The sequence below is a fragment of the Streptomyces sp. NPDC046308 genome (assembly GCF_055588065.1).
This window is the reverse complement of sequence record NZ_JBVJFB010000001.1, coordinates 676,545-700,247: the sequence shown is the minus strand read 5'-3', so window position 1 is coordinate 700,247 and position 23,703 is coordinate 676,545. Positions and strand designations below refer to the sequence as shown.

The window sequence follows — 23,703 nt, the reverse complement described above, 5'->3', positions numbered from 1 at the left end:
GGGCGGTTCTGCCGAGGAGACTCGCAGCAGTCCATCTACGTTTCATATACGCCGGCCGGGCGCGCCACGCGGTAGCGGAGGTAGACGACCTTTGACCTGAAGGTGCGCGTCTCGACGAGCTCGAGATCGACCCGGCGCTCGTCGTGGGCGAAGAACGGAACGCCACCGCCGATCAGCACCGGGTAGACCACGGCCCGGTACTCGTCGATCAGACCCGCCGCGGCCGCCTGGGCGGCGAGGGTCGCACCGCCGATCGCGATGTCGCCCTCCCCGGGCTCGGCCCGCAGCCGCGCGATCTCCTCCGCCAGGCCGCCCGAGGCCAGGCGGGCATGGCCCTGCACCGTCGACAGCGTCGTGGAGAACACCACTTTCGGGAGCGGATTCCAGAGAGAGGTCCACTCCCGCTCGGCGTCGCCGAGCGAGGGATCCTGGTCGGCGCTCTCCCAGTACAGCATCGTCTCGTAGAGCCGTCGTCCCATCAGGTGGACGCCGACCTGGCGAATCTCGTCGATCCAGAAGCGGAAGACCTCCTCGTCGGGTGTCGTCCAGTCGATGCCGCCGTCCGGCCCGACGACGTAGCCGTCAAGGGAGACATTCATCGAGTAGGTAACGCTGCGCATCAGTAGTCCTCCTCGGGAACGGAATCCGACCTTATGGCCGTCGGCCGCCGCAGGACTCGTCAGGCTCGCAGGACGGCGACGACGGCGAAGTCGCCCACGGACAGGGCGCACCCTCTGCCGACGTGCGGCGGCGCGGTGATACTGAAGGTAGGCCGACTGCTCAACAAGGGATCTCCGATCACTCTGGGTAGTCGCCGCGGCAATGCCCGTCGCGCGGTCCGTTCGGCAGGTCGAGCAGGTCGAAGGGTGGCAGCGATGCACGCACCGGCGCCGGGACCGGGTGAGGTGCCCGAGGACCCGTTCGCGCTGCACAACTCCGCCTCGGCGGTGGTGGACGACCACGGCAGGGTCGTCGGCTGGAGCGAGCGCGCACAGGAACACCTCGGCTACCTGCCCGAAGAGGTGCTGGGCCGCATGGCCCTGGAATTCATGGTCGATGCACGTGACCGCGAGGCGGTCCGGGACGCCGCGGCCGCGTGCGCGCGCGACCGGGGCTGGTCCGGCCTGCTGCCCGTCCTGCACCGCAGCGGGCGGCGGGTGGAACTGGGCTTTCGCGCCCGCGCCGTCCTCCGCCCCGGCTCCGCCCGCGAGTGGTTCCTCGTCGTCGCCCCGGCGGAGGAGGTGCGCCAGTGGGAGACGGACCGGTCGGTCCTGGACGGTCTGTTCCGGCGCTCCCCGATCGGTCTGTCCGTGCACGCCCCCGATCTGAGCATCCTGCGGATCAACCGGGCGCTGGCCCGGTTCACGCAACTCCCCGCGGCGGAGATCCGGAGCCGGAGCATCGGCGACTTCCTCATCGGTCCGGACGTGGAAACCATCGAAACCCGGCTGCGACGGGTGCTGGAGACGGGAGCCCCCCTGATCTTCACCGAGCAACCCTGCCGACTGAGGAGTGACCCCTCCCACGAGCGGGTGGTCTCGGTGTCGGCGTTCCGGATGGAGGACCCCGCCGGCGGAATCCTCGGAGTCACCCAACTGGTGGAGGACGTCACCGACGGCTACCGGGCCCGGCGGCGGCTCGCTCTGCTCAATCGGGCGAGCGCCCGCATCGGGACCACGCTGGATCTCGGCCAGACCACCCGGGAACTCGCCGACGTCGCCGTCCCCGACCTCGCGGACGCGGTCTCCATCGATCTGCTCGAGTCGGTCGCCCGAGGCGACGAGACCGCCGAGGAGACGATCGGACCGGTCCGCAGAATGGCCGTCCACTCGGTCGTGGCAGAAGCGCTGCAGGTCATGTACCCCGCCGGCGAGGTCTTCCACTTCGACCCGCGGACCCCCCAGGCCAGGTGCCTCGCCGAGCAGCAGCCCATCCTCGAACCCGTGCTCCAGAGCAGCCCCGGCTGGTACTTCCAGGATCCGGAGCGCACCCAGCGCGCCTTCGGTCTGCGCGCCCACTCACTGATCGTCGTACCGCTGACGGCCCGCGGTCTGCTCCTCGGCCTGCTCAGCCTGTGGCGCGCCGAGCGGCCCGAGCCGTTCGAGGAGGACGACCTCACGCTCGCAGAGGAATTCGCCGCGCGGGCCGCCGTGTGCATCGACAACGCCCGCCGCTACACGCAGCAGCACCAGGCCGCGTTGACCTTGCAGCGCAGCCTGCTCCCGCAGGCGTTGCCCGAACACAGCGCGGTCGAGGTCGCGCACCTCTATCTCCCGGCCGATCCCGCCACCGGTGTCGGCGGAGACTGGTTCGACGTCATCCCGCTTTCCGGAGCGCGCGTCGCCCTCGTCGTCGGCGACGTCGTCGGCCACGGTCTGCACGCCGCGGCCACCATGGGCCGCCTGCGCACGGCCGTGCACACCCTGGCCAGCCTCGACTACGCCCCGGACGAAGTCCTCTCCCACCTGGACGACCTGGTCAACCGCCTGGCGGCCGAGCAGGAGCCGGCCGAAGGGCGGGGGCAGCAGATCGTCGGCGCCACGTGCCTGTACGCGGTCTACGACCCCACCTCCCGGCGCTGCACCCTGGCCCGGGCGGGTCACCTGCCCCCGGCCGTGGTGACCTCCGACGGCACGGTGAGCCTGCCCGACCTTCCCGAGGGGCCGCCGTTGGGACTGGGGGGACTTCCGTTCGAGTCCGCCGAATTGGAACTCGCCGAGGGAAGCCTGCTGGCGCTGTACACGGACGGCCTCGTCGAGGCCCGTGGTCTCGACCTCGACGAAGGGCTCGAGCGGCTGCGCGAAGCCCTGTCCCGGCCCGGCCGCTCGCTCGCCGAGACGTGCACGGACGTGCAGAACGCCCTGCTGCCGGAGCACCCACCCGATGACGTCGCCCTGCTCCTCGCCCGCACCCGCGTCCTGGCGCCGGAACAGGTGGCCTCCTGGGAACTGCCCGCGGAGCCGGCCGCCGCCGCCCGGGCACGGCACCTGGCGGAGACCACACTGACCGGGTGGGGCCTGGAGGAGCTGGCCTTCACCGCGGAACTGGTCGTCAGCGAACTGGTCACCAACGCCTACCGGTACGGCGGCGGCGCGCCGCTGACCCTGCGGCTCATCCGCGACCGCAGCCTGATCTGCGAGGTCTCCGACAGCAGCAGCACCGCTCCGCACCTGCGACGGGCCCGCACCACCGATGAGGGCGGGCGCGGCCTCTTCCTGGTGGCCCAGCTCACCGAACGATGGGGCACCCGCTACACCCGGGACGGCAAGTCGGTCTGGACCGAGTTCCCCCTTGCCGCCGCAGCGGAGGGGCACTCCGCGGCCCCGGCGAACCTCGCCTGGAACGGGTGACCCGGGCCTCCCCGAGGGCCGCTGCGAAGGCCGGGATGGTCCTGGTCATCCCCATGGCGGCGACGGGGACGACGACGTTTTCGGGAGCCGACGCGGCCGCGTCGAGGCAGGGCACCTGCACCTGCGGCTGCCCCTGGAGGACGCCCGGAACGTACACTGCGCCCCGTTCCGCGACGTACGCTGAGGCTCGCACTGCTCGCCGTGCCGGCCGTGCCGCGCTCGCCGCCGAAGGAAGTCCCTCACCATGCCTCATCAGCCGCCCGCGGACCCACCCGGCGCCCAGAGCGTTCGCACCACCGACGTGGACGTGGCCCGGGACTGGCTGAAGGCCGCGTACGGAACGAGCCTGCGCATGAAGGCACCGGCCCCGCGGAGTTCCTTCTGGTACACCCGCACCGCCGCCGGTCCCGTATCGCTCAGCGGCCTGTCCTTGCCGACGGACTACGCCTACACCACCGACCCCCTGGGAGCGGTGGCCATCACGCACGTGGTCAGCGGCCGCATGGCGCGGGAGTGCGCGGACGACGTCACCAAAGCCGGGCCCGGCGACGTCCTGGCCATCTCGCAGCCCCACCTTCCCTACGCGGGCCGCGTGCAAGCGGCCGAGCTGCGCGCCGTGTCCATCCCGCTCGCCCTGCTCGAACAGCTCGCGGGCCGCATGCCCGGACGGTCCGCCCGCCCGTTGCGTTTCACCCGCTTCACGCCGGCCTCCGAAGCCCTCGCCACCCAGTGGAAGAGGACCGTCGACTACGTCGAGGAGACCATCCTGGCCCTGCCGGGGGAGAACGAACCCCTGATGATCGACGCCGTCGCCAAGATGGTCGCCGCGACCGCCCTCGCCGTCTTCCCCAGCAACGCCCGCCCCGAGCCCGTGCTCGCGGACACCCGGGACGCGACGCCGGAGACGGTCCGCCGGGCGGTCGCCTTCATCGAGGCGGAGCCGGATGGCGAAATCGGTCTCAGCGAGATGGCCGCAGCGGCCGGTGTCACCCCGAGGGCCCTCCAGTACGCCTTCCGGCGCCACCTCGGGACGACTCCGACGGCCTACCTGCGCCGCGTACGGCTGGCTCTCGCCCATGCCGACCTGCTCGCGGCGGATCCCTCGCGCGACACGGTGACCGCCATCGCCCACCGGTGGGGCTTCCATCACGAAGGACGCTTCTCGGCCGCCTACCGCACCGCCTACGGAGGCCCTCCGCGGCGCACGCTGGCCGAGTCCTGAACAGGGATGACAGGCCGGCCGCGGTGCCGATCCTGCCCGGGCCCCCTGGTCTACGCGTCCGCCGCGTCGCCCGCCGGCGGCGCCGTCCCGGGCCAGACGGCCACGAGATGGTTCCCGCGGGTGTCCACATCGAGGCCCGCTTCGCGCAGAATCACCGCGAGGGCGGTCTGGAGCGCCTTGTGCAGGCCGGTCAGCGAAGTGAACCGGGAGAGGTCCTCCTTGTGCCCGTGGACTTGAACGGTCGGCCGCAGCACCTCCCGCGCGGCCCACCCCACCATGACCCCCTCCGGAGCCGTCCACACGCGCAGGCCGTTACCCCACTGCGACGCCGTGTCGAATCCGGCCCGCGTGAGGATGCGCCGCACCCGTTCGCAATGATCGTTGCTTCCGTCCTCGGGATTTTCGGAGGTCGGTCCGGACGGCGTGGATGGCATGCGTCTACTTCAGCGACCCCGCGGCGCATGCGAAAGCCGCTGCGCGAAAAGGTCCTCCCGCGTCCAGCCGGAAAACGAAGCAGGGGTGCGTCGTCGTACCGGGGAGGCCGACGTCAGGTGGCGGTGGACAACTCCTCGAGGGCGAGTGTGAGCTGACCGAGCAGCCGCTCGGCTTCGGCTTCGGACATCCCGTCCGCGCGTCTGCTCACCACGAGCTCCCAGGCGCCCTCGGGCTGCGGTACAGCCTCGATCAGCAGCTCGAAACCGGTGTGGGGCGGACGGATGCGCAGTGCCCGCGCCGTCACCCCTGCGCCGAGGCGCACCCGCGGAGGCTGACGTTGCAGGATCACCCAGACCTGGAACCACGGGTGCCGGTCCCGCTTCGGCTGCAGGGACCGCACGAGCTCGTCGAACGGCGTGCGGGCGTGCTGGAACCCCGAGGCGACGGTCCGGGCGCAGGTGGCCAGGAGCTCCGTGGCGTCCTGTGCCGGCACAGAAGTCAGCGCGATCGGGAGGGAGTTGACGAAGCAGCCGATGATCGACTCCAGCTCGGGACTGTGCCGACCGGTCGACACGGTGCCCAGGCACAGGTCCTCCACGCCGAACACCCGGGACAACGACCTGCCAGCCGCGGCCAGCAGTGCGGCGACCGGCGTCCCGCCGAACGTGTCCGCGGTGCGCGTCAGCCGGGCGACCACCTCGGCGGGCACATGCAGGGCGGATTCGACGCGGCGGGCCTGTGTTCCCCCGGAGGGGCGAGGGAGGAAGGGGCGCGGCGCGTCCTTGAGCGCCTCCTGCCAGTACGGCAGATCGTGCCCGAGCCAGGTGTCGAGCCGGTCCCGCTCCCACTTGCCGTAGCCGGTGTAAGTGACGCGGGGTGGCTCGGCCAGTGTCACGTCCGGGTCCATGGCGGCGGCGAGGTCTTCCATGAACAGGGTCTCCGACCAGCCGTCGAAGGCCAGGTGGTGCACGCGCATGCAGAACAGGTGTGTCTGCTCGTCCACGTGGCACAGCCGCAGCCGCAGGGGCGGCTCCTTCTCCAGATCCGTGGCTCCGCCCCACCAATCCGCGCAGACCTGCTCGGCGAGCGCTCGCAGATCGTCGCCACCCGGGTGGTGCGGCGCGCTCGTGCGTTCCAGGGCCACGCGGGCGTCGTCCGCCGGCAGGACGCGCTGTACCGCGCCGGAGCCCTCGTACGGATACACGGTCCGCAGTACGGGATGCCGCGCGATCACCTGGCCGAGCGCCGCCTCGAACCGCTCGGCGTCCAGAGAGCCCTTCAGGGCGTACGCGAGCACGACCACGTTGTCGGCGTCGCCGGGGGTGAACTCCTCGGACAGCCAGAACCGTTCCTGGGCCCGCGACAGGGGCGCGTCGCCGTGGTCGGCGTCCGGCGCGTCCAGCGGTCCGGGGCCGACATCGGCCGACTGCTCCCGATCGCCGCTCAGGGTCAGAAGTTTGTCGAGGGTCCGCTGCCGGTACACGTCGGCCGCCGTGATGTGGGCTCCGGTGCGGACGGTGATCCGGGAGGCGAGCCGCACCGCGTCCAGGGAGGTGAGCCCGGCGTGGAAGAGGTCGTCGTGGGGTGTGGTGCCCGGCCGGCCGAGGAGCTCTCCGACCTCGGCGAGCAGCTGGTCGGCGACCGAGTCGGAGGACGCGGCCGCGGCGGCGGACGCCGGGGCGGCCCCGGAGGCCGGTGCCGGAGCGGCGTCCTGCTCGACCAGGACGCGAACGGCCGCGTAGTCGGCTTTGCCCGTGGCGGTCAGGGGCAGTCGCCGCAGGTGCAGGAGCCGCGTCGGTACCATGGAGCCGAGCAGCGTACGGGCCGCGAACTCGCGCAGTTCGCGCGGGTCCAGCGGCGCCTCGTCGAGCGTGGTGTAGGCACAGGCCAGTTCGGGGCGGCCGGGCGTGGTCTCGATGCGCAGCACGCAGCACGTGGCGACATGGGAGTGTGCTTCCAGCGCCTTTTCGACCTCTCCGGGGGCGATGCGCACACCGCGCACCTTGAACTCGCGGTCGGCGCGGCCCCGGTAGCGGTAGTTGCCGTCCTCGTCCAGGATGGCCAGGTCGCCCGTGCGGTAGTGGCGGACACCGTCCAGCTCGAAGAAGGCGCGCGCCGTGGCCTCGGGGTCCGCCAGGTAGCGCAGGGCGAGGCCGTCGCCCGAGATGGCGATCTCCCCGATGTCGCCCGGCTTCGCGCGTTCTCCGGAGGCGGTCACCAGGGCCACGCCGGTCCGGGGCACCGGCCGGCCGATGGGGACTTCGGTGGCCGTCTCGACGACGTCCTGGGCGCGCACGACGTGCGTGGTGGCGAAGATCGTGCTTTCCGCGGGCCCGTAACCGTTCACGACGTGCAGGTCCGGAAGGGCCGTCAGGACCCGGCGGACGTGGGCCGGCGAGACGCGTTCGCCGCCGACGAGCAGCAACCGGATGCCGCGGAAGACCTCGACGTCCTCCTCGGTCAGTACGTTGAACAGGGAGCTGGTCAGCCACAGGCTGTTCACCCCGCTCCGCACGGCTTCCCGCAGGGTGGCCGAGTCCAGGGCGGGATGGCCCCGGTCGAGGAGGACGCAGCAGCCGCCGTTGAGCAGGGGGGCCCACAGCTCCAGGGACAGGCCGTCCCAGGGCAGGGGCGCCGACTGCAGGAAGACGCTGTCGGCGTCGAGGGGAATGGACGGACAGCCGACCAGGGTGCGGAGGGTGCCGCGGTGCGGTGACATCACACCTTTGGGCTGCCCGGTCGAGCCGGAGGTGAAGAAGACGCACGCTGCTTCGCTGCCGTCGTCGAGGGGCTGCAGCGAGACGGGCTCGGGTGCGCCGGCCGCGAAGTGCGCGTAGTTGTCCTCGGACACCACCAAGGACGCCCCGGAGCGCCGGATGATCGAGTCGGTGCGAGCCGGGGGCCAGGCGGTGTCGACGGCGATGTAGGCCGCCCCCGCCTCGAGCACGGCCAGCAGCGTCACGACCAGCTCCGGCGAGCGTTCCATGCGTACGGGGACACAGTCCCCGTGCCGCACTCCCGCGGCGTGGAGCCCCTCTGCCATGGTGGCGGCCCGCTGCCGTAGTTCCGCGTAGGTGAAGGTACGGTCCCCCTGGCGGAGGGCGATCGCTCCGGGCGTGCGCTCGGCGTGGTGGGCGATGACGCGTTCGATGCGTTCACCACGTGCATAGGGGCTGTGGATGTCCATGGGTCATCGGTCTTTCAGCTAGTGCCGTGGCCGGGAAGGTGTGCCGGGTCGCGGTGTCCGGTGCGGTACGTCGCAAGGCGGAGGGCCGCCGTGCGTACGGGACGTACGCGGGCGGTCCGTCAACGCGGCGGGGCGCCGTGCCTGGGGGCACCTCCCAGCGGTAGCTGGGGGAGCGCCGCGAGCCGGGTGAACCCGGCTGGTCACGGCTCTGGGGCACGCGCGGGCCTTGCTGCGACGGTCCGTCACACTCGCGTGTCGTCGAAGTAGGTGCGGCGCGACGCGATGAGGACGGTGCCCGCCTCCTCGACCAGGTCGAAGAAGTCGCTGAAGGTCAGGTCGGCGCGTGAACCGTCACGGAGCAGGCCGGTGAACCGTCCCTCGACCGCCACCTGTCGGTCCGAGTGGAACATCGTGTCGACCTGGTGCCGGCCCTCCACGATGACACGGCGGGTGGCGTAGAACTCGCGAAATTCGGCCATTCCCCGGATCAGGGGGTAGCCCGGTCGCTTGTAGCGGATGGAGGGGTGGAACAGGTCGAACATCGCCGGGTCCTGGCGGTCGACGCAGTCGTAGTAGCGGGGGATCAGACCCTCCGCCGTATTGTTGGAGGCCGTCATTTTGGGGATGTCTCCGTCCTTGGTTCCGCCGATGAGGCCGGCCCGGTCGGTTCGGGCGGCGGGGCAGAAGATGGCGCGGTACTCCAGCGCGGCATGCCAAAACATACATGGCCCCCGCACATGCATCCGGAAGGCTAGCAGGCTTCGCCGTTCAGTTCGAAGGTGTTCTTCTTCGCGTTGGGGGGTGTTTGCCCGAGGTTGGTAGAGACCGTATCGCCGCTGGTGGCAAGGGGGTTGTGTGGTGAAGGGCCGCGACCTCGGCAGTGCCCGCGTCGGTTGCGCACCCTCCCCGAGGCCGCTGTTCCCCCTCTGTTCCGGGGGTCGAGGCGACGGACCCTTTCACTCCACTTGCGGAGGTCCTGCGGGCGGTGCCGGACCATGTGATCTGCGCGATAGTTGGCCGATGCATGTTGTGGCAGGATCTTCGGGAGCCGTAGGCCGGCCGCCGGGTGTTTGATGCCGAACACCCCCTGCGATCCCGGCAGTTCAACAGATCGCGAGTGCCGAGCACACTCCGACTTCCGATCCGCTTCAGCATGGGGGGAGTACTGGTGCAGTGAACTCGACCGCACGCCGCCTGCGTTGGGCCTGACCCAGGCCGGCTTCCGCCCGGCCCGGTTGCCGGGGTGTGCGGTCGGCGCGTAGGCCCGTGGGCTCTCGACTTCGACAGCCGTACGGCTGGGACGGCCGCCGGGTGGCGGCAGGCGCGAGTGCCGCGATCTGGCAGTGCTGTGCCAAGGCTGCCGCTTCTGCACTCTTCCGCGCGGACCCGTCGTGATGTCGGCCTTCCCGGCCGCTCGCCGTGGAGCCGCTCCGTCCGCCATCAGAGGTGCGGGGCGCGGCAGCCGGCTCGCGGCGAGCCGTATGTGGCCGTGAATCCCGGACCGGAGAAGACAAAGCCCGCATTCGAATAGCCGGCGGGCTCCTTTGGGTCGCGGTGGTCTTTGTCGTAGCACCCGCTGAAGGTTGACGAGGTGTCATCGAACCTTCGGGTTGGGGGTACTTCCGTCCGTTTCGGCTCCATAGGACCTGAAAATTAGGGTAGTCAGAGATAATTCGAAGGGCTACACTCGATGGATCTTGAACGGCTCCCCGGTTAATTCTGAATGGCCGGAGGGTGCCGTGCGCTTCACGGGAGTGTAGGTTTGCGCAGTCGTCGTTCTGCCCGGCTATTCGCAAGCCGAGGGTCATGTCGGCTGTGACGTCGAGGATTGACGCGACACGGGGATTGGTCGGCGCCGGCCGCCGACAGCTGTTCGTGCAACGGGGGAGTAGGAATCAGTGCAGCCTGCGGAGGATCTGGCCAAACCGGCCAGTATGTCCGAATCCGGTATTCATGGGGAACTTGGAGGAGTTGAGGGGAGAGGGGGAGGTCTGGCCCGGATACGCCTGGCAATTGTCGGGGGTGGCCCGTACTGCACCTACGCAATGGAGCGACTTGCCGCTTCCGTGGCCTCTCGTGACGGCTCCGTCGAACTCGACGTCCACGTCTTCGACCGCACCGGTCATTTCGGTGCCGGCGGGGTGCACAGTGACGCGCAGGCTCCCACGAGCTTCCTCAACCGCATCGCCAGGCACGTGTCCTTCGGCGCGGACGAGAGCGTCGAAGGGGCAGGTCCGCTGCTTCCCGCAGAGCTCCGCCCCAACCTGTACGACTGGTGCAGGCGAAAGTTCGAGGCCACCGGGGATCCCCGGTTCGACATCGATCCGGACAGCTGGCCCAAGCGCTATCTGCACGGTCTCGCCCTGCGCGAACACTTCTCCGAGTACGTGGACATTCTGCGGTCCCAGCCCTCGGTCACGGTGACCCTGCACCACAGCGAGGTCACCGACATCGAGGATCTCGCCGAAAAGGGAGAAGGCGGACGGCTCCTCATCACGTCGGCCCCCGTGGACGGCGTGCAAAGCGGTGCCGTGACGCGGACGGCGGTCGACCAGGTACTCCTCCTGACCGGTCACTCCTACAACGATCCCATGCGCTCGGAGCGCACTCGGCAGTGGGCCGAGTCCGCCGCGCGCACACCCGGTTCCCTATTCGTGCCCAGCGCCTATCCGCTGCGTGAGCGACTCACCACGGAGAATGCGGGACCCGGCCGGGTGGTCGGCTGTGCCGGAACGATGCTCACGGGCATCGACGTCATCCTGCATCTCACGGAGGGCCGCGGCGGGCTCTTCCGGCGGGAGGCCACCGGTGAACTGCGCTATGTGCCGTCCGGGCGGGAGCCGCGTTCCATCGTCGCCTTCAGTGAATCCGGTCTGTTCGCCTTCGCGCGGCCCCACGAGTCCGGTTCGTCCGGTGCGAAGAAGAAAAAGCGGAAAGGCATATTCCTTACCGTGGAATCCGTTGACCGGCTGCGCGAGAACTTCGGCAGCGCCCCGGTCGGCGTGGGACGATCGATATCGCGCCAAATTGACTACGAGCGCCACCTGTATCCGCTCATCGTGGCCGAAATGTGGTTGCTCTACTACGAGACGCTGTTCGGCGAGGACTTCGGCAGGCACCTCGCGGAGGTCACGGCCGACGCCCGGCGGGACTTCCTCGACCGGACCGCGGAGACCGCGTCCACCGGGGAATCGGTCCGCATGCTGACGGCCCCGATCGAGCGCGCGGTCGCGGAGGCCGTCGACGCCCTGGAGTCGTTCCTCCTCGGCCGTTCCCCGTACGCCTCGCTCCGCGCCGAGGTGCGGCCCTGGTGTTTCGACACCCTGCTGTGGCGCTACGTGGACGTGGTTTTCGGACACAGCGCCAGGGAGCGGCTGGAAGCGGCGCTCGACGACCCGGCCGAGGTGGCCTCGCTCGTCGCCGGCCTGGAGTCGCCGAGCCGGCACGCCGTCCTTCCCTCCGGCAACCTGTTCTCCTGGGAACGCACCCTCGAACCGATCGCGCCGAGTGATCAGACGTCGCCCGAGCAGTACCGCAAGGCGATGGTCGAGTTCATGACGGTCGATCACATCTGGGCGCGGCAGGGCACGTTCACCAACCCCGCCAAGACCGCGGCGGACGGCGTCTGGCGCGGTCTGCGTCCCGCCGTCGTGCACGCCGTCAACTTCGGCGGCCTGCACGCCGACGCGCACCGCACCTTCCTCGGCAGCTGGCTGCGCCAGCACAACCGACTGGCGTACGGTCCGGTGCCGGAGGTCATGGAGCGGATCCAGGCGCTCATCGAGCACGGAATCCTGGACGTGTCGCCCGGGCCGGGGGCCCAGGTGGACACGGACGGCGACACCCTCGTCGTCCGGGGCCCGCGCACCGGCGCCGTCCGCCCGATCGACGTCCTGGTCGACGGCCGGGTCCCCTCCTTCGACGCCTCGGCCGACATCGCGCCGCTCTACCCGAACCTGCTGCGCCGCGGGCTCGTACGCGTCTGGCGCAACCCGCACACCGGCGGTGGCGAGGCCTTCGAACCGGGCGGCCTCGACCTCACCGAGGACTTCCGGGTGATCCGCCAGGACGGCTCCGTCGACGACCGGATCTCCGTGCTCGGCCCCGCCGTCGAGGGCCAGCGGTTCTTCCAGGGCGGTGCGATGAAGCCCGACGCGAACCACCACGCCATGCGCAACGTCCTCTGCTGGCTGCGCACCTTCTGGAAGCAGACCGAAGCAGTCTGACGTGGCCCACGCGCCGGCCCTTCGCCCGTATCCGACCTCTCAAGAGACGCCACTCGTCATGGACACCCAGAATGCCTACTCCCGGGCCGACAACGTGGCCGGAGTGCACCATCCCATCGGACAGCACGCGCAGCACCACCCCGACGCGCTCGCCGTGCACGAGGCGGCCACCGGGCGCCGCCTCACCTACCGCGACCTGTGGAACCTGTCCGGGTCCGTCGCCGCGCGGCTGACCGCCGCGGGCGTCGGCCCCGGCGACGCCTGCGGGATCGCCCTGGACCGCAGTGCGGACCTCGTGGTGGCCATGCTCGCCGTGGCCCGCTCGGGAGCACGCTACGTACCACTGGACAACGGCGCGCCGTCGCGACGCTCCGCCGCGCAGCTGACCGGCACCGCGGCGCGCGCCGTCATCGGCGCCCCCGGCGACGTCGGCCGTGTGCAGGCGCTGGCTCCGGGACTGCCCGTGATCGAGGTGGTCCGTGAGTACGCGGGCGACGCTCCGGGCCCGAGTCACGCGAGCGGACCCGACGACGCGCTGTACGTGAACTTCACCTCCGGCACGAGCGGCCTGCCCAAGGCGGTCGTCGTGCCCCACCGTGCCGTGCGCCGCCTCGTCGACGACCCGACGTACTGCACCATCGGGCCGGGCACCCGCGTGGGCAACGTCGCCAACCCGAGCTTCGACGCGACCACGTTCGAGATCTGGGCGGCCCTGTCCGCCCGCGCCACCGTCGTGGTCCTGCCGCCCGTGGTCGCCGCCGGCCTCGACGGCTGGCTGGAACTGCTGCGTACCGAGCGGGTCGACGCGCTGTTCCTGACCACGGCGCTGTTCCACATGATCGCCCATGAGCGGCCCGCCGCCCTGGGCGTCCTGGACACCCTCCTCGTGGGCGGGGAGGCCCTCACGCCCGAGGCGGCGCGCCGCGTGCTCGCGGCCGGACCGCCCAAGCGCCTGGTCAACGTGTACGGACCGACGGAGGTCACCACCTTCGCCACGTACTACGACCTCACGCCCGAGCGCCTCGACCACATGGACCGGGTGCCGATCGGCCACGCCATCCAGCACACCACGCTCCACGTGCTCGGACCGGACCTGCTCCCCGTCCCGGACGGTGAGCGAGGCGAACTGTGCATCGGCGGACCGGGCGTCGCGCTCGGCTACGAAGGCCGCCCCGACCTCACGGCCGAACGGTTCGTCACCGTTCCCGGTGCCGAGGACCTGGGCACGCTGTACCGCACGGGCGACGTGGTGAGCAGGGGCCGGGACGGCCGACTGGAGATCTTCGGGCGCCTCGACCGGCAGGTCAAGGTACGGGGCTTCCGCGTCGAGCTGGAGGAGATCGAGCGGGCAGCCGTCGCCTCGGGACTCGTCGAGACCGCGGTGGTCGAGAAGACCGGCGAGGGCGCCTCGGCCGTGCTCGTCGGCTTCGCGGTGACGGCCGCGGCACACGGCGGTCTCGAACACGCGGCTGTGGTGGAGAAGTTGCAGGCCGCCCTCGCCGAGGTGCTGCCCGACTACATGCTTCCGGCCCGGTGGAGCGTTTTGGACCGGCTGCCGCTCGGCCCCACCGGCAAGGTGGACCGTGCCGCACTGCTGGCGGGCGGTGCCGAGACGCAAGCGCCGCAGCCGGCACCCGTCGGTTCCGCCGGTTCCGCCGAGGACGGACTTCCCGACGCGGACTCCGTGGCTCGCGACGTCCTGCGCCTGTGGTGCGAGGTCCTCGACGTGCCCGACGCCCGCGTCGACGACAACTTCATCGGGTCCGGTGGCAACTCCATCCTCGCGATCCAGCTGTCGTCGCGCATCAGCGAGGCCGCGTCGGTCGACCTCGGCCCCGCGGACGTCCTGCTGGCGGCCGACCTGACCGAACTGATCGACGTGGTGCGGCGCTCGATGTCCGGCAGCGGGACGGGTGGGGACGACAATGGCTGATCACAGCAACCCGGTCCTCGGTCGGCGCGGTGCCTCCCGGGCGCCCCTGTCCGCGGCGCAGCAGAGCCTGTGGTTCATCGAGCAGGCCCATCCGGGCACGGCCGCCTACAACGTGCCGCTGCTGCTCCGCTGGAGCGAGACGGTGGACGTGGCCGCCCTGCGGCGGGCCTTACAGCATCTGACCACCCGCCACGAGGCGCTGCGCACCACGTACCGGTCGCACGACGGCCGGCCCGTGCAGGTCGTGGGCCCGCCCCGTGCCGTGGACGTCACGGTGATCGCACTCGACGCCAGGCCGGGTCGGGACGAGCTCGACGCCGTCGCGCGGGTCCCCTTCGACCTGGAGAGCGGGCCGCTGCTGCGGTGCCACCTGTGGCAGGGAGCGCCCGAGGGCGACACCATGCTACTGACGATCCATCACATCGCTTTCGACGGCTGGTCCCTGGCGACGTTCTTCGACGACCTGCGCGAGGCGTACGACGCGGCCCTGTCCCACGGCGGCGTCCCCGCCGGCGAACCGGCGCTCCAGTACGCCGACTTCGCCGCGTGGGAGAGCGAGTCCTGGCAGCAGCGCGACGTGGAGGGCCGGGCGGCGCGACGCGCCGACGAGCTGGCCGAGGCCGCCGACTCCCCGCTGTTCCCCGGCCGGGGCGCGCACGGCGACGACGTCCGCACGGGGGGTCATCTGACGTTCCCCGTGCCGGCGGAGCTGTGGGAGGAGACCGGCCAGGTGGCCACCCGGCTGCGGGCGACCCCCTTCGTCGTGCTCTTCGCCGCTTTCCAGGAGGTGCTGCGCCGCTGGTCGGGGGCGGAGGACTTCGTCGTCGGCACCGTCATGGCGAACCGCCCGAAGCCCGCCCTGGAGGGCGTGGTCGGCTGCTTCGTCAACACGGTTCCGCTCCGGTGCACTCCCGCACCCGGCATCACGTTCGAAGAGCTGTGCCTGCGGTCGCGTACGGAGTCCTTCCGGTCCCTGGCCCACCAGGACCTCCCCTTCGACCGGCTCACGGCACTGACGGCCGCCAAGCGGGGATCCGGCCGGGGCCCGCTGGTGGAGGTCGCCTTCGGCCTGCAGAACATGCCGGCCCCCCGCGCGTCGGGCCACCACCGCTGGGAGCAGCCGGAACTGCTGCCCACCGGCACCGCCCGGTACGACCTGCTCCTCCTGGTCGAGCAGCGCGCCGACGGGGTCGTCGGCACCATCGAGTACGACCTCGCGCTCTGCTCCGAAGAGACCGCCGAGCGCTTCCGGGACGCCTATCTCGCACTCCTCGCCGCAGCCGTGCGCGCCCCGGAGACCGTGCTGGCCGCGCTCCCGCTGTCCGGCAGGGCTCCGGGCGCCGCCATCCCGGGCGTTTTCACCGGACCCCGCAAGGACCTCAGCAGGAACGAACCGCCCGCCGACCAGACACTGCTCGGCGTGCTCGCCTTCCGGCTGGCCGAAGACCCGCACGCCACCGCCGTCAGCGTGGGCGACACCCGGCTCAGCAGGGGTGAGCTCGACGACTGGTCCTGGTCGGTCGCCGCGCGCCTCGGCTCCGAAGGCGCAGGCGGGCCCGGCGGCGTCGTCCCCGTGCTCGCCGCACGCGGCCCCGCCCTCGTGGCGGGCTGGCTCGGCACCCTGCGCGCGGGCAGCGCCTACGTCCCGCTGAACCTGGACACGCCCGTGGAGCGCCTGGAGCACGTACTCGGCGACCTGGACGCCCGGGTCGTCCTCGCCGACGCGGCCGGAGCCGCGGCGCTCCGGCGGGTGAACACCGACGTACGCGTCATCGACGTGGAAGGGCTCCGGCACGGCCCCCGGGGCGAACGCCGGTCTCCCGCCCTCACCGGCGACGACACCGCCGTGGTCATCTACACCTCGGGCACCACGGGCCGGCCCAAGGGCGTCCCCGTCCCGCACCGCGGACTCGCCAACACCGTGCTGTGGTGGGCCGATGACGCCGGACTGGGGCCGGACGACAGGCTGCTGTGCGTCGTGGGCACCTCGTTCGACCCGGCGACCTTCGAGACCTTCCGCGCGCTCGTCTCGGGCGCGGAACTGGTCTACGCCGACGACGTCGAGCGCAAGGACGGCCGGGCCCTGCTCCGCCTCCTGCGCACCAGCACCGTGGTGTCCATGACGCCCGGCCTGCTGCGCGCCGCGCTGGACGCCGAAGACACGGACACCGCGGGCGCCGGGCACCCCGGGTCCTCGCTGCGGCTGATCCACCTCGGCGGCGAGAAGCTCACCCGTGCCCTCGCCGCGGAGTGCGCACGCCGCTGGCAGGTGTCCCTGCGCAACGTCTACGGGCCCACCGAGGTCTCGTGCACCAGCCTGTCGGCGTCGGTGGACCCGGACGACCCGCAGGCGCCGCCGATCGGCTCACCCGTGTGGAACACCCGCGCCTACGTGCTCGGGCCCGCGGGGGAGGAGCTGCCGCCCGGCGTGCCCGGCGAGCTCTACCTCGCGGGGCACGGCGTGTCCCGGGGCTATCTCGGCCGCCCCGACCTCACCGCCGCGGCCTTCCTCGCGGACCCGTTCGCCCCGGCGGACGAGCCGGACGCCCGGATGTACCGGACCGGGGACCGCGTCGTGGTCCGCGGCGACGGGCTGATCGAGTACCTGGGCCGCGCCGACGACCAGGTCAAGATCCTCGGCAACCGGATCGAACCCGCCGAGGTCGCCGCACTCCTCGAGGAGCAGCACGAAGCGGTGCTGTCCGCCGCGGTCACCGTCGACGAGGACGACCCGGAACGCCTCGTCGCGTACGTCGTCCTCGCCGACCCCGGCGCGGCACCGAACCATGACGAGCTGGTCGGGCCGCTGCTGCGCTGGCTGCCCGCGGCGGTCCTGCCCGGCGCGGTCCACGCGGTGGACGCCCTGCCGATGACCCCGAACGACAAGATCGACTTCCGGGCGCTGCGCGCGCTGCGGGACGTACCGCTGCCCCGCGCCGAGCGACGGACCGCCGAGCTGGACCCGGCGCAGCGGTGGGCGAGTGAGCAGTTCCTGTCCGCGCTGGGGGCCGACGGCCGCCTCGGCGCCTCCGCGGAGGCGCTCCGGGCGGGTTCGCTCGCCCCCGACGACGACTTCTTCGCGCTGGGCGGGCACTCGCTGCTGGCCGTGCGCATGCTGGCCGCCATCGAGCGCGAGGACGGCGCCGCGCCGGCGCTCGGGGCCTTCCTCGCCCAGCCGACCGTGGACGGCCTCGCCCGGCTGCGGGAGACCGCACCCGGGAAGCCGCACGACGGTGCGGCACCGACGCCGCGGGACGGCCGCCACCCGGCGACCCCGATCCAGCAGCGCATGGTCTTCCTGGACCGGCTCGCCAGCCAGCGCACCGCCTATCTGGCGCCCACCGTCGTGGAGTTCACCGGCCCGGTCGACCGCCGGGCCCTGGCCCAGGCCCTGACCCACGTCCTCGGGCACCACCCGGCGCTGCGCTCCAGGTTCGCCCTGGACCGCGACAGCAGGCAGGTCTTCTACACGACCGACGCCGACGCCCCCGAGGTCCGCCTGAGCGACTGGACCGGGTGCGGCGACGAACGGTTCGCGGAGCACCTGAAGGAGATGTGCTGGACGCCGTTCGACCTCGCCACGGACGCTCCGGCCCGCGCGGAGATCGCCGCGCTCGGCGACCGGACCGTCCTGGTCCTGGTGTGCCACCACATCGTCGCCGACGGCTGGGCCCAGCAGCTCCTGATGCGGCAGCTGGGCGAGGCGTACCGGGCGGCCCTGGCCGGTGTCAGGCCCGACCTGCCCCCGGCGGTCCACCCCGCCACGCTGCCCGACGGCTGGGCCGCACTCGGCGCCGACCAACGCGCGGCCCGTGTCGAGGCGTTGCTGGAACGGCTGCGCGGAGCGCCCACCGACATCGAGCTCCCGCGCGACCGCGAGCGCCCGTCCGTGCAGGACACCGCGGCGGACAGCTGCGCCGTCCGGCTGTCCGGGGCCACCAGCGCCCGGCTGCGCGAGGTCCTCGCCGGCGCGGGCGTCACCACGTCGATGGCGGCGCCCGCCCTGCTGGCCGCGGCACTCGCGCGGCCCGGCGGCCAGCGTGACTTCCTCTTCGCCTTCCCCTGGGCCGGGCGCGAGAGCGCCGCGGCAACCGAGGCGGTCGCCATGCTGATCAGGACGCTGGTGCTGCGGGTCGACCTGACGGACGACCCGACCTGGCGTCAACTCCTGGCCTCCGTACGGAAGGAGAGCCTGGCGAGCTACCAGTACGCGGACGTCCCCTTCGAGGAGATCGTCGCCGGCCTCGACCCCGGCCGCGGCCTCGGCCGCCCGCCCGTCACCCCGGTCCTCGTGACCGCCGCGTCGGGTCCGGCCGCCGTGCCCGACCTCGGGCCGGGGACGGAGGCCCGGCAGGCGACGCCGCCCGGACTGCGCATCAAGTACGAGCTGGAACTGATGCTGCGGGACACCGACGACCACATCGAGCTCGAACTGTCCTATTCCACGGCCCTGTTCGACCGCACGACCGTGGAAGCCCTGCTGGGCGACCTGGCGCGTGCCGCCGACCTGCTGGCCACGCATCCGGACTTCCGAGTCCTGAACGATTTGACCCCGGCGCCCCAGGGCGCGCACGCCGACCGGCCCGAACAGGGTCCGGAGACTGGAGAAATACAGCCGTGACGGACCCGACGGAGGACATACGACGGATCTGGAGCACGGTGCTGGGCACCGAGGTCCAGGACACCGACGTCAACTTCTTCGACGCGGGCGGCCATTCACTGCTCGTCATGGTACTCCAGGAGCACTTGGAGGAACTGGCGATGCGCGAGATCGCCCTTGAAGACCTCTTCGACCATCCCACCATCCGTGCACAGGCCGCCCTGCTCGCCGCGGGACCCGACGCCGCCGCCGGCGCCGCGGTCGACGCGGGCCTCGGCGCGCGCGCCCGGTCCCAGCTGCTCGGCCGCAACCGTTCCGAGACCGTGGAGGACCGGGCATGAGCCGTACGACGGACATCGCGGTGGTCGGGCTGGGCTGCCGATTCCCCGACGGCCCCGACACCGGGGCGTACTGGAACAACCTGATGTCGGGGGTCGTGTCCACGCGAGCCCAGTCCGAGGAGAGACTGCGGGCCACCGGCCTGTCCGACGCCGAGCTGAACGACCCGAACTTCGTCCCGGTGGCCGCGACCGTCCCCGACGTGGAACTGTTCGCCGCCGAGTTCTTCGGCTACTCCCCGGCCGAAGCCGAAAGCATCGACCCCGGCCAGCGGCTCTTCCTCGAAGTCTGCTGGGAGGCCCTGGAGTCCGCGGGGCACGCACCCGGCGAGTCCGGTACGGGACCGGTCGTCGGCGTCTTCGCCAGCGGCGGCCCGAGCCCCTACACCGTGGCCCTGCAGGCGGCCAAGCTGCGTGAGGGCGGCCTCGCGGCCGCGGTCGACGACCTGGACCTCACCCTCGGCGGGGCACCTGACTTCCTGGCCTCGCGCGTCGCGTACAAGCTGGGCCTGCGCGGCCCCTCGGTCGGCGTCCAGACGGCGTGCTCGTCCTCCCTCACCGGAGTGCACTACGCCGTCCTCAGCCTGCTGTCCGGCGAGTGCGACCTGGCCGTCGTCGGCGGCGCGGCCGTCAGCGACCCGCTGGTCGGCTACCACTACCAGCCCGGCGGCGTGATGTCCGAGGACGGGCACTGCCGCCCGTTCGACGCCCGCTCCACCGGCACCGCCGCGGGCGCGGGGGCGGGAGCCGTGGTGCTCCGCCGCCTCGACGACGCGCTCGCCGACGGCGACACCGTGCTCGCCGTGGTGCGCGGCAGCGCGGTCGGCAACGACGGGTCCCAGCGCTCCGGCTTCACGGCGCCCAGCTCCACGGGGCTCGCCGGGGTCGTCGCCGGGGCGCTCGCGGTGGCGGACACGGCTCCGCACACGGTGCGGTACGTCGAAGCCCACGGCTCCGGTACCCAGCTGGGCGACAGCCTCGAACTCCGCGGCCTCACCGAGGGGTTCCGTACCGCCGCCGAGAGCGCGGGCACCCCGCAGCCGAGCCCCGGCGGGTGCGCCCTCGGCTCCGTGAAGGCCAACATCGGGCATGCCGGCTGGGCCGCGGGAATCGCCGGGTTCATCAAGGCCGTACAGGTCGCGCACACCGGTGTCGTACCGCCGCACCCGTCCTTCGAGCACCCCCGGGACCCGGGCGTCCTCGCCGACAGCCCCTTCCGGATCCCGAGGGAGCCGTCGCCGATCGACGACGGCGAAGCCGACGGCTGGCACGTCCTGGTCAACTCGATGGGCCTCGGCGGCACCAACGCCACCGTGGTGCTCGCCCCGCCGCCCGCTCCCACCCGCCCCGCGGCCGAGCCCGCCGACCGGACGCGTCTGGTCCTGTCCGCGCGCACGCGCACCGAACTGGACGCGCTGTCACGCCTGCTGGCCGACAGCCTGGACGCCGGCGCCCCCGCCGGAGACGTGGCCCACACCCTGCGGGTCGGCCGCCGCTCCTTCGCCGAGCGCCGGGTCGTGACGGCCGCCCCGGACCGGCTCGCCGCCGCCCTGCGGCTGCCCCGTCCGCCGCATGCGCGGACCGTGCGGGCCACGCCGGGCAAGGTCGTCCTGGTCGCGCCGGAGCGCGGGGAGGCCGTACCGGCCAAGGCGCTCCTCGACCACTTGGTGAAGGCCTTCAACGGCCGGGCCGACGTGGTCAGGCAGGCGCCCGCCGATCCGGCGCCGCACACCCACGTCCTGTGGCTGTCCGCCGATGACGCCCCGGCCGGCGCCCACCTGCTCGTGCTCGGCCCGCAGGGCGTGCCGGACCCGGACGCCCTCGACGAGGCCGTCACCACGGCGTGGCTGCACGGCGCCGAGGTCGACTGGGCGTACCTCGCGCGGGGCGCCCGCGGACGGCGGCTCGCCCTGCCCACCTACCCCTACGAGCGGCGCCGCTACTGGGCCCTCGACCGCATCGACGTACGGGCCGTCTCCGCCCCCGCCACCGCGGCGGGCACCGGCGCACCGGCGGCCGAAGGCCGTGCGACGGACGCCGACGTGACGGAGCAGACGCTCCTCGCCATCTGGGCCGAGCTGTTCGGCACCCCGGACATCGGCCTCGACGACGAGTTCGGCACGCTGGGCGGGACCTCCCTGCTGTCGGTGAAGATGGGGCTGGAGGTCCACGCGCGCCTCGGCGTCCTGGTCAACCTGCACCGCGTCGGGGGCAGCCGGGCCACCGTGCGCAAGCTCGCGGCCACCGTGCGCGCCGGGCTGAAGGCCAAGGACGCGACGCCCGCCGACGGGGAGGACACCGACGGGGAGATCGCGGACGGCGAGGGCGCACTCGTCGACGCCGACCTCGGGCTGTCCCTGGGAGAGGCGTCATCCGCCACCGCCCCGGGAACCGACGTCTTCCTCACCGGAGCCACCGGCTTCCTCGGCGCGTTCCTCCTGCACCAGCACCTCGCCGCGACGCAGCGCCGCGTGTACTGCCTGGTGCGTGCGGACGGCGAAGCCGACGGCGCACGCCGCCTGCGGGAGGCCGCGGCCTCGTACGGGCTGCCCGAACCCGACCCGGAGCGGGTACGGGTGGTGACCGGCGACCTGCGCGACGTCGAAAAGGTCTGTGACGAGTACCGCGACGGCGAACTGACGCGCCGGGTCGGGCACATCGTGCACTGCGCCGCCCGGGTGGTCTTCACCGAGCCCTACAGCGAACTGCGCGACGACAACGTCCTCCCCACCCTCGGTCTGCTGCGCTGGGCGCGGCGCCACGGCGTACGGGAGTTCAACTTCGTCTCCTCGCTGGCGGCGACGGGAGCCGCGCTGGGCGCCGACGGGCGGACCCTGGAGACGAGGGAGCAGCCGCTCGACCCGGCAGCGGGCGGCTACGGCGTCGGCAAGTGGGTCTGCGAGCGGCTCCTGGAGCGCGCCGAGACGGACGGCATGCGCGTACGCGTGTTCCGGCCCGGCCTCATCCTCGGCTCGACCGTCACCGGCGCCTGCAACCCGAAGGACATGCTCTGGCGCATGCTGGCCGCCGGCCTCGCCACGGGCGCGCATCCGCTGGACGACCGGCCGATGCCGATGGCCCCCGTCGACCTCGTCTCGCGGGCCGTCGTCGACCTCGCGTTCACGCCCGGTGCGGCGGGGCGGGCCTTCCACCTCGTGGCGCCCGAAGGGGTCAGCGCGCAGCGGCTGTTCGCCCTGCTCGGCGAGAGCGGACTGCCCACCGAGCCGCTGAGCCGGTCCGACTGGCTCTCCGCGGTGGTCGAGCGCGCCCGCGCCTGCGACAACGAGGTGCTGAGCAGCATGGCGCTCTACGACCTCGCAGGACACGAGAGCGGCGACAGCGCCGTCGAAGCCGTGGCCTGGCGCCCCTGGCTGGCCGAGAGCGGCCACAGCCCGGAGCCCAGCGGGGAGCTGCTGCGCACGGCCCTGCGGCACCTCGCCGGCAAGGACCCGGCCTATCTGGAACTACTCGGGAGCCGTGGCGCACCCGGACCCGATCGAAATGAGTGAGGAAGACGTGACGGAACGACAGCAGACCGACCTGCTCGCCGTGCTGGGCGCGGGGGTCATGGGCGTGGGAATCGCCGCGCTGGCCCTCGGCCACGGCATTCCGGTGGTCCTCGTCGACGTGGACGCCGCCGCGCTGGAACGGGCCGCCCGGGAGGTGCCGCTGCGCATCCGCCAGGGGCAGCTCCTCGGCAAGCTGCCGCGTGACACGACGCACCCCCGCCTGGTGACCACCACCTCCCTCGACGAGGTGAGGGACGCCACCGTCGTGGTGGAGGCCGTGGTGGAACTCCCGGAGGTCAAGGCCAAGGTCCTCGGCGAGGTGTCCGCACTGGTGGCTCCCGGCACGCCGGTGGTGACCAACACCTCCGGCATCCCGGTCGACGAGCTCGCCGGGCACACCGCCCGCCCGGCCGACGTCCTCGGCGCGCACTTCATGAACCCGCCGTACCTGATCCGCACCGTCGAGGTGATCCGAGGGCCGCGCACCTCCGAGGAGGCGCTCGGCCGGGCCCTGGCACTGCTCACCGCCCTCGACCGGGAGTCGATCGTGGTGGGAGACGGCCCCGGCTTCGTGATCAACCGGATCCTCCAGCGGATGATCAACGAGTCCGCCCGGATCGTCGAGGAGGGCATCGCCTCCCACGAAGGCGTCGACTCCCTGTTCCAGGGCTGCCTCGGCCACACGACGGGCCCGCTCGCCACCGCGGACCTGATCGGCCTCGACAACGTCGTCGACAGTCTGCGGGTACTCCACGAGCGCACCGGCGACGCCGGGTACGCGCCGTGCGACCTGCTGCTCAGCAAGGTCGCCGCGGGTGACTTCGGACGCAAGACGGGGCGTGGCTTCTATGCGTACACACCCTGACCCGACCCGTCCGGACCCCGACCCGACCACCGCCGTCC

General features: G+C 72.3%; 12 protein-coding genes. 8 read left to right on the top strand and 4 right to left on the bottom strand.

Features of this window, described 5'->3' with window-relative positions:
- Window positions 1-35 precede the first annotated feature (35 nt).
- The gene (locus tag ACZ6JT_RS03200; protein ID WP_469206627.1) at window positions 36-620 is read right to left on the bottom strand and encodes a dihydrofolate reductase family protein; all 585 of its coding nucleotides are present in this window, start codon (window positions 618-620) and stop codon (window positions 36-38) included.
- Window positions 621-875: 255 nt separating this feature from the next.
- Here ACZ6JT_RS03200 and ACZ6JT_RS03195 point away from each other — a divergent pair, with 255 nt between their 5' ends.
- Together ACZ6JT_RS03195 and ACZ6JT_RS03190 are read left to right on the top strand one after the other, a co-directional pair.
- Window positions 876-3,350 (top strand): SpoIIE family protein phosphatase, encoded by a 2,475-nt coding sequence (locus tag ACZ6JT_RS03195; protein ID WP_469206625.1) that lies wholly within the window; start codon window positions 876-878, stop codon window positions 3,348-3,350.
- Between the two features lie 244 nt (window positions 3,351-3,594).
- Window positions 3,595-4,572, top strand: a complete 978-nt coding sequence (locus tag ACZ6JT_RS03190; protein ID WP_469206622.1) for a helix-turn-helix domain-containing protein — start codon at window positions 3,595-3,597, stop codon at window positions 4,570-4,572.
- A gap of 50 nt (window positions 4,573-4,622) precedes the next feature.
- Here ACZ6JT_RS03190 and ACZ6JT_RS03185 read toward each other — a convergent pair whose 3' ends face one another.
- The 3 genes from ACZ6JT_RS03185 to ACZ6JT_RS03175 all read right to left on the bottom strand — a co-directional run bounded on the left by ACZ6JT_RS03185 (window position 4,623) and on the right by ACZ6JT_RS03175 (window position 8,916).
- Entirely contained in the window at window positions 4,623-4,937 is a 315-nt protein-coding gene (locus ACZ6JT_RS03185; protein ID WP_469206620.1) for a hypothetical protein, read from the bottom strand.
- Window positions 4,938-5,119: 182 nt separating this feature from the next.
- Window positions 5,120-8,194 carry an amino acid adenylation domain-containing protein gene (locus ACZ6JT_RS03180; protein WP_469206618.1) on the bottom strand — a complete coding sequence of 1,025 codons (3,075 nt, stop codon included), beginning with the start codon at window positions 8,192-8,194 and terminating at the stop codon, window positions 5,120-5,122.
- A gap of 242 nt (window positions 8,195-8,436) precedes the next feature.
- Window positions 8,437-8,916 carry a nuclear transport factor 2 family protein gene (locus ACZ6JT_RS03175; protein ID WP_469206616.1) on the bottom strand — a complete coding sequence of 160 codons (480 nt, stop codon included), beginning with the start codon at window positions 8,914-8,916 and terminating at the stop codon, window positions 8,437-8,439.
- Between the two features lie 1,212 nt (window positions 8,917-10,128).
- Between ACZ6JT_RS03175 and ACZ6JT_RS03170 the strand changes: the two genes are divergently transcribed.
- The 6 genes from ACZ6JT_RS03170 to ACZ6JT_RS03145 are packed head-to-tail and all read left to right on the top strand — an operon-like array spanning window position 10,129 to window position 23,665.
- Window positions 10,129-12,420, top strand: a complete 2,292-nt coding sequence (locus ACZ6JT_RS03170) for an FAD/NAD(P)-binding protein (RefSeq protein WP_469206614.1) — start codon at window positions 10,129-10,131, stop codon at window positions 12,418-12,420.
- A 58-nt stretch (window positions 12,421-12,478) separates the two neighbouring features.
- Window positions 12,479-14,353, top strand: coding sequence for a non-ribosomal peptide synthetase (locus tag ACZ6JT_RS03165; RefSeq protein ID WP_469206612.1), 1,875 nt, complete (start codon window positions 12,479-12,481; stop codon window positions 14,351-14,353).
- The gene (locus ACZ6JT_RS03160) at window positions 14,346-18,974 is read left to right on the top strand and encodes an amino acid adenylation domain-containing protein (protein WP_469206610.1); all 4,629 of its coding nucleotides are present in this window, start codon (window positions 14,346-14,348) and stop codon (window positions 18,972-18,974) included. The genes ACZ6JT_RS03165 and ACZ6JT_RS03160 overlap by 8 nt, the downstream gene beginning before the upstream one ends.
- Window positions 18,971-19,294 carry an acyl carrier protein gene (locus ACZ6JT_RS03155; RefSeq protein ID WP_030716811.1) on the top strand — a complete coding sequence of 108 codons (324 nt, stop codon included), beginning with the start codon at window positions 18,971-18,973 and terminating at the stop codon, window positions 19,292-19,294. The genes ACZ6JT_RS03160 and ACZ6JT_RS03155 overlap by 4 nt, the downstream gene beginning before the upstream one ends.
- Entirely contained in the window at window positions 19,291-22,800 is a 3,510-nt protein-coding gene (locus tag ACZ6JT_RS03150) for a thioester reductase domain-containing protein (protein ID WP_469206607.1), read from the top strand. The genes ACZ6JT_RS03155 and ACZ6JT_RS03150 overlap by 4 nt, the downstream gene beginning before the upstream one ends.
- Window positions 22,793-23,665: a 3-hydroxyacyl-CoA dehydrogenase family protein gene (locus ACZ6JT_RS03145; protein WP_469206605.1), complete on the top strand. Its 873-nt coding sequence runs from the start codon at window positions 22,793-22,795 to the stop codon at window positions 23,663-23,665. Before ACZ6JT_RS03150 ends, ACZ6JT_RS03145 begins: the two co-directional genes overlap by 8 nt.
- The last annotated feature ends 38 nt before the right edge of the window (window positions 23,666-23,703 follow it).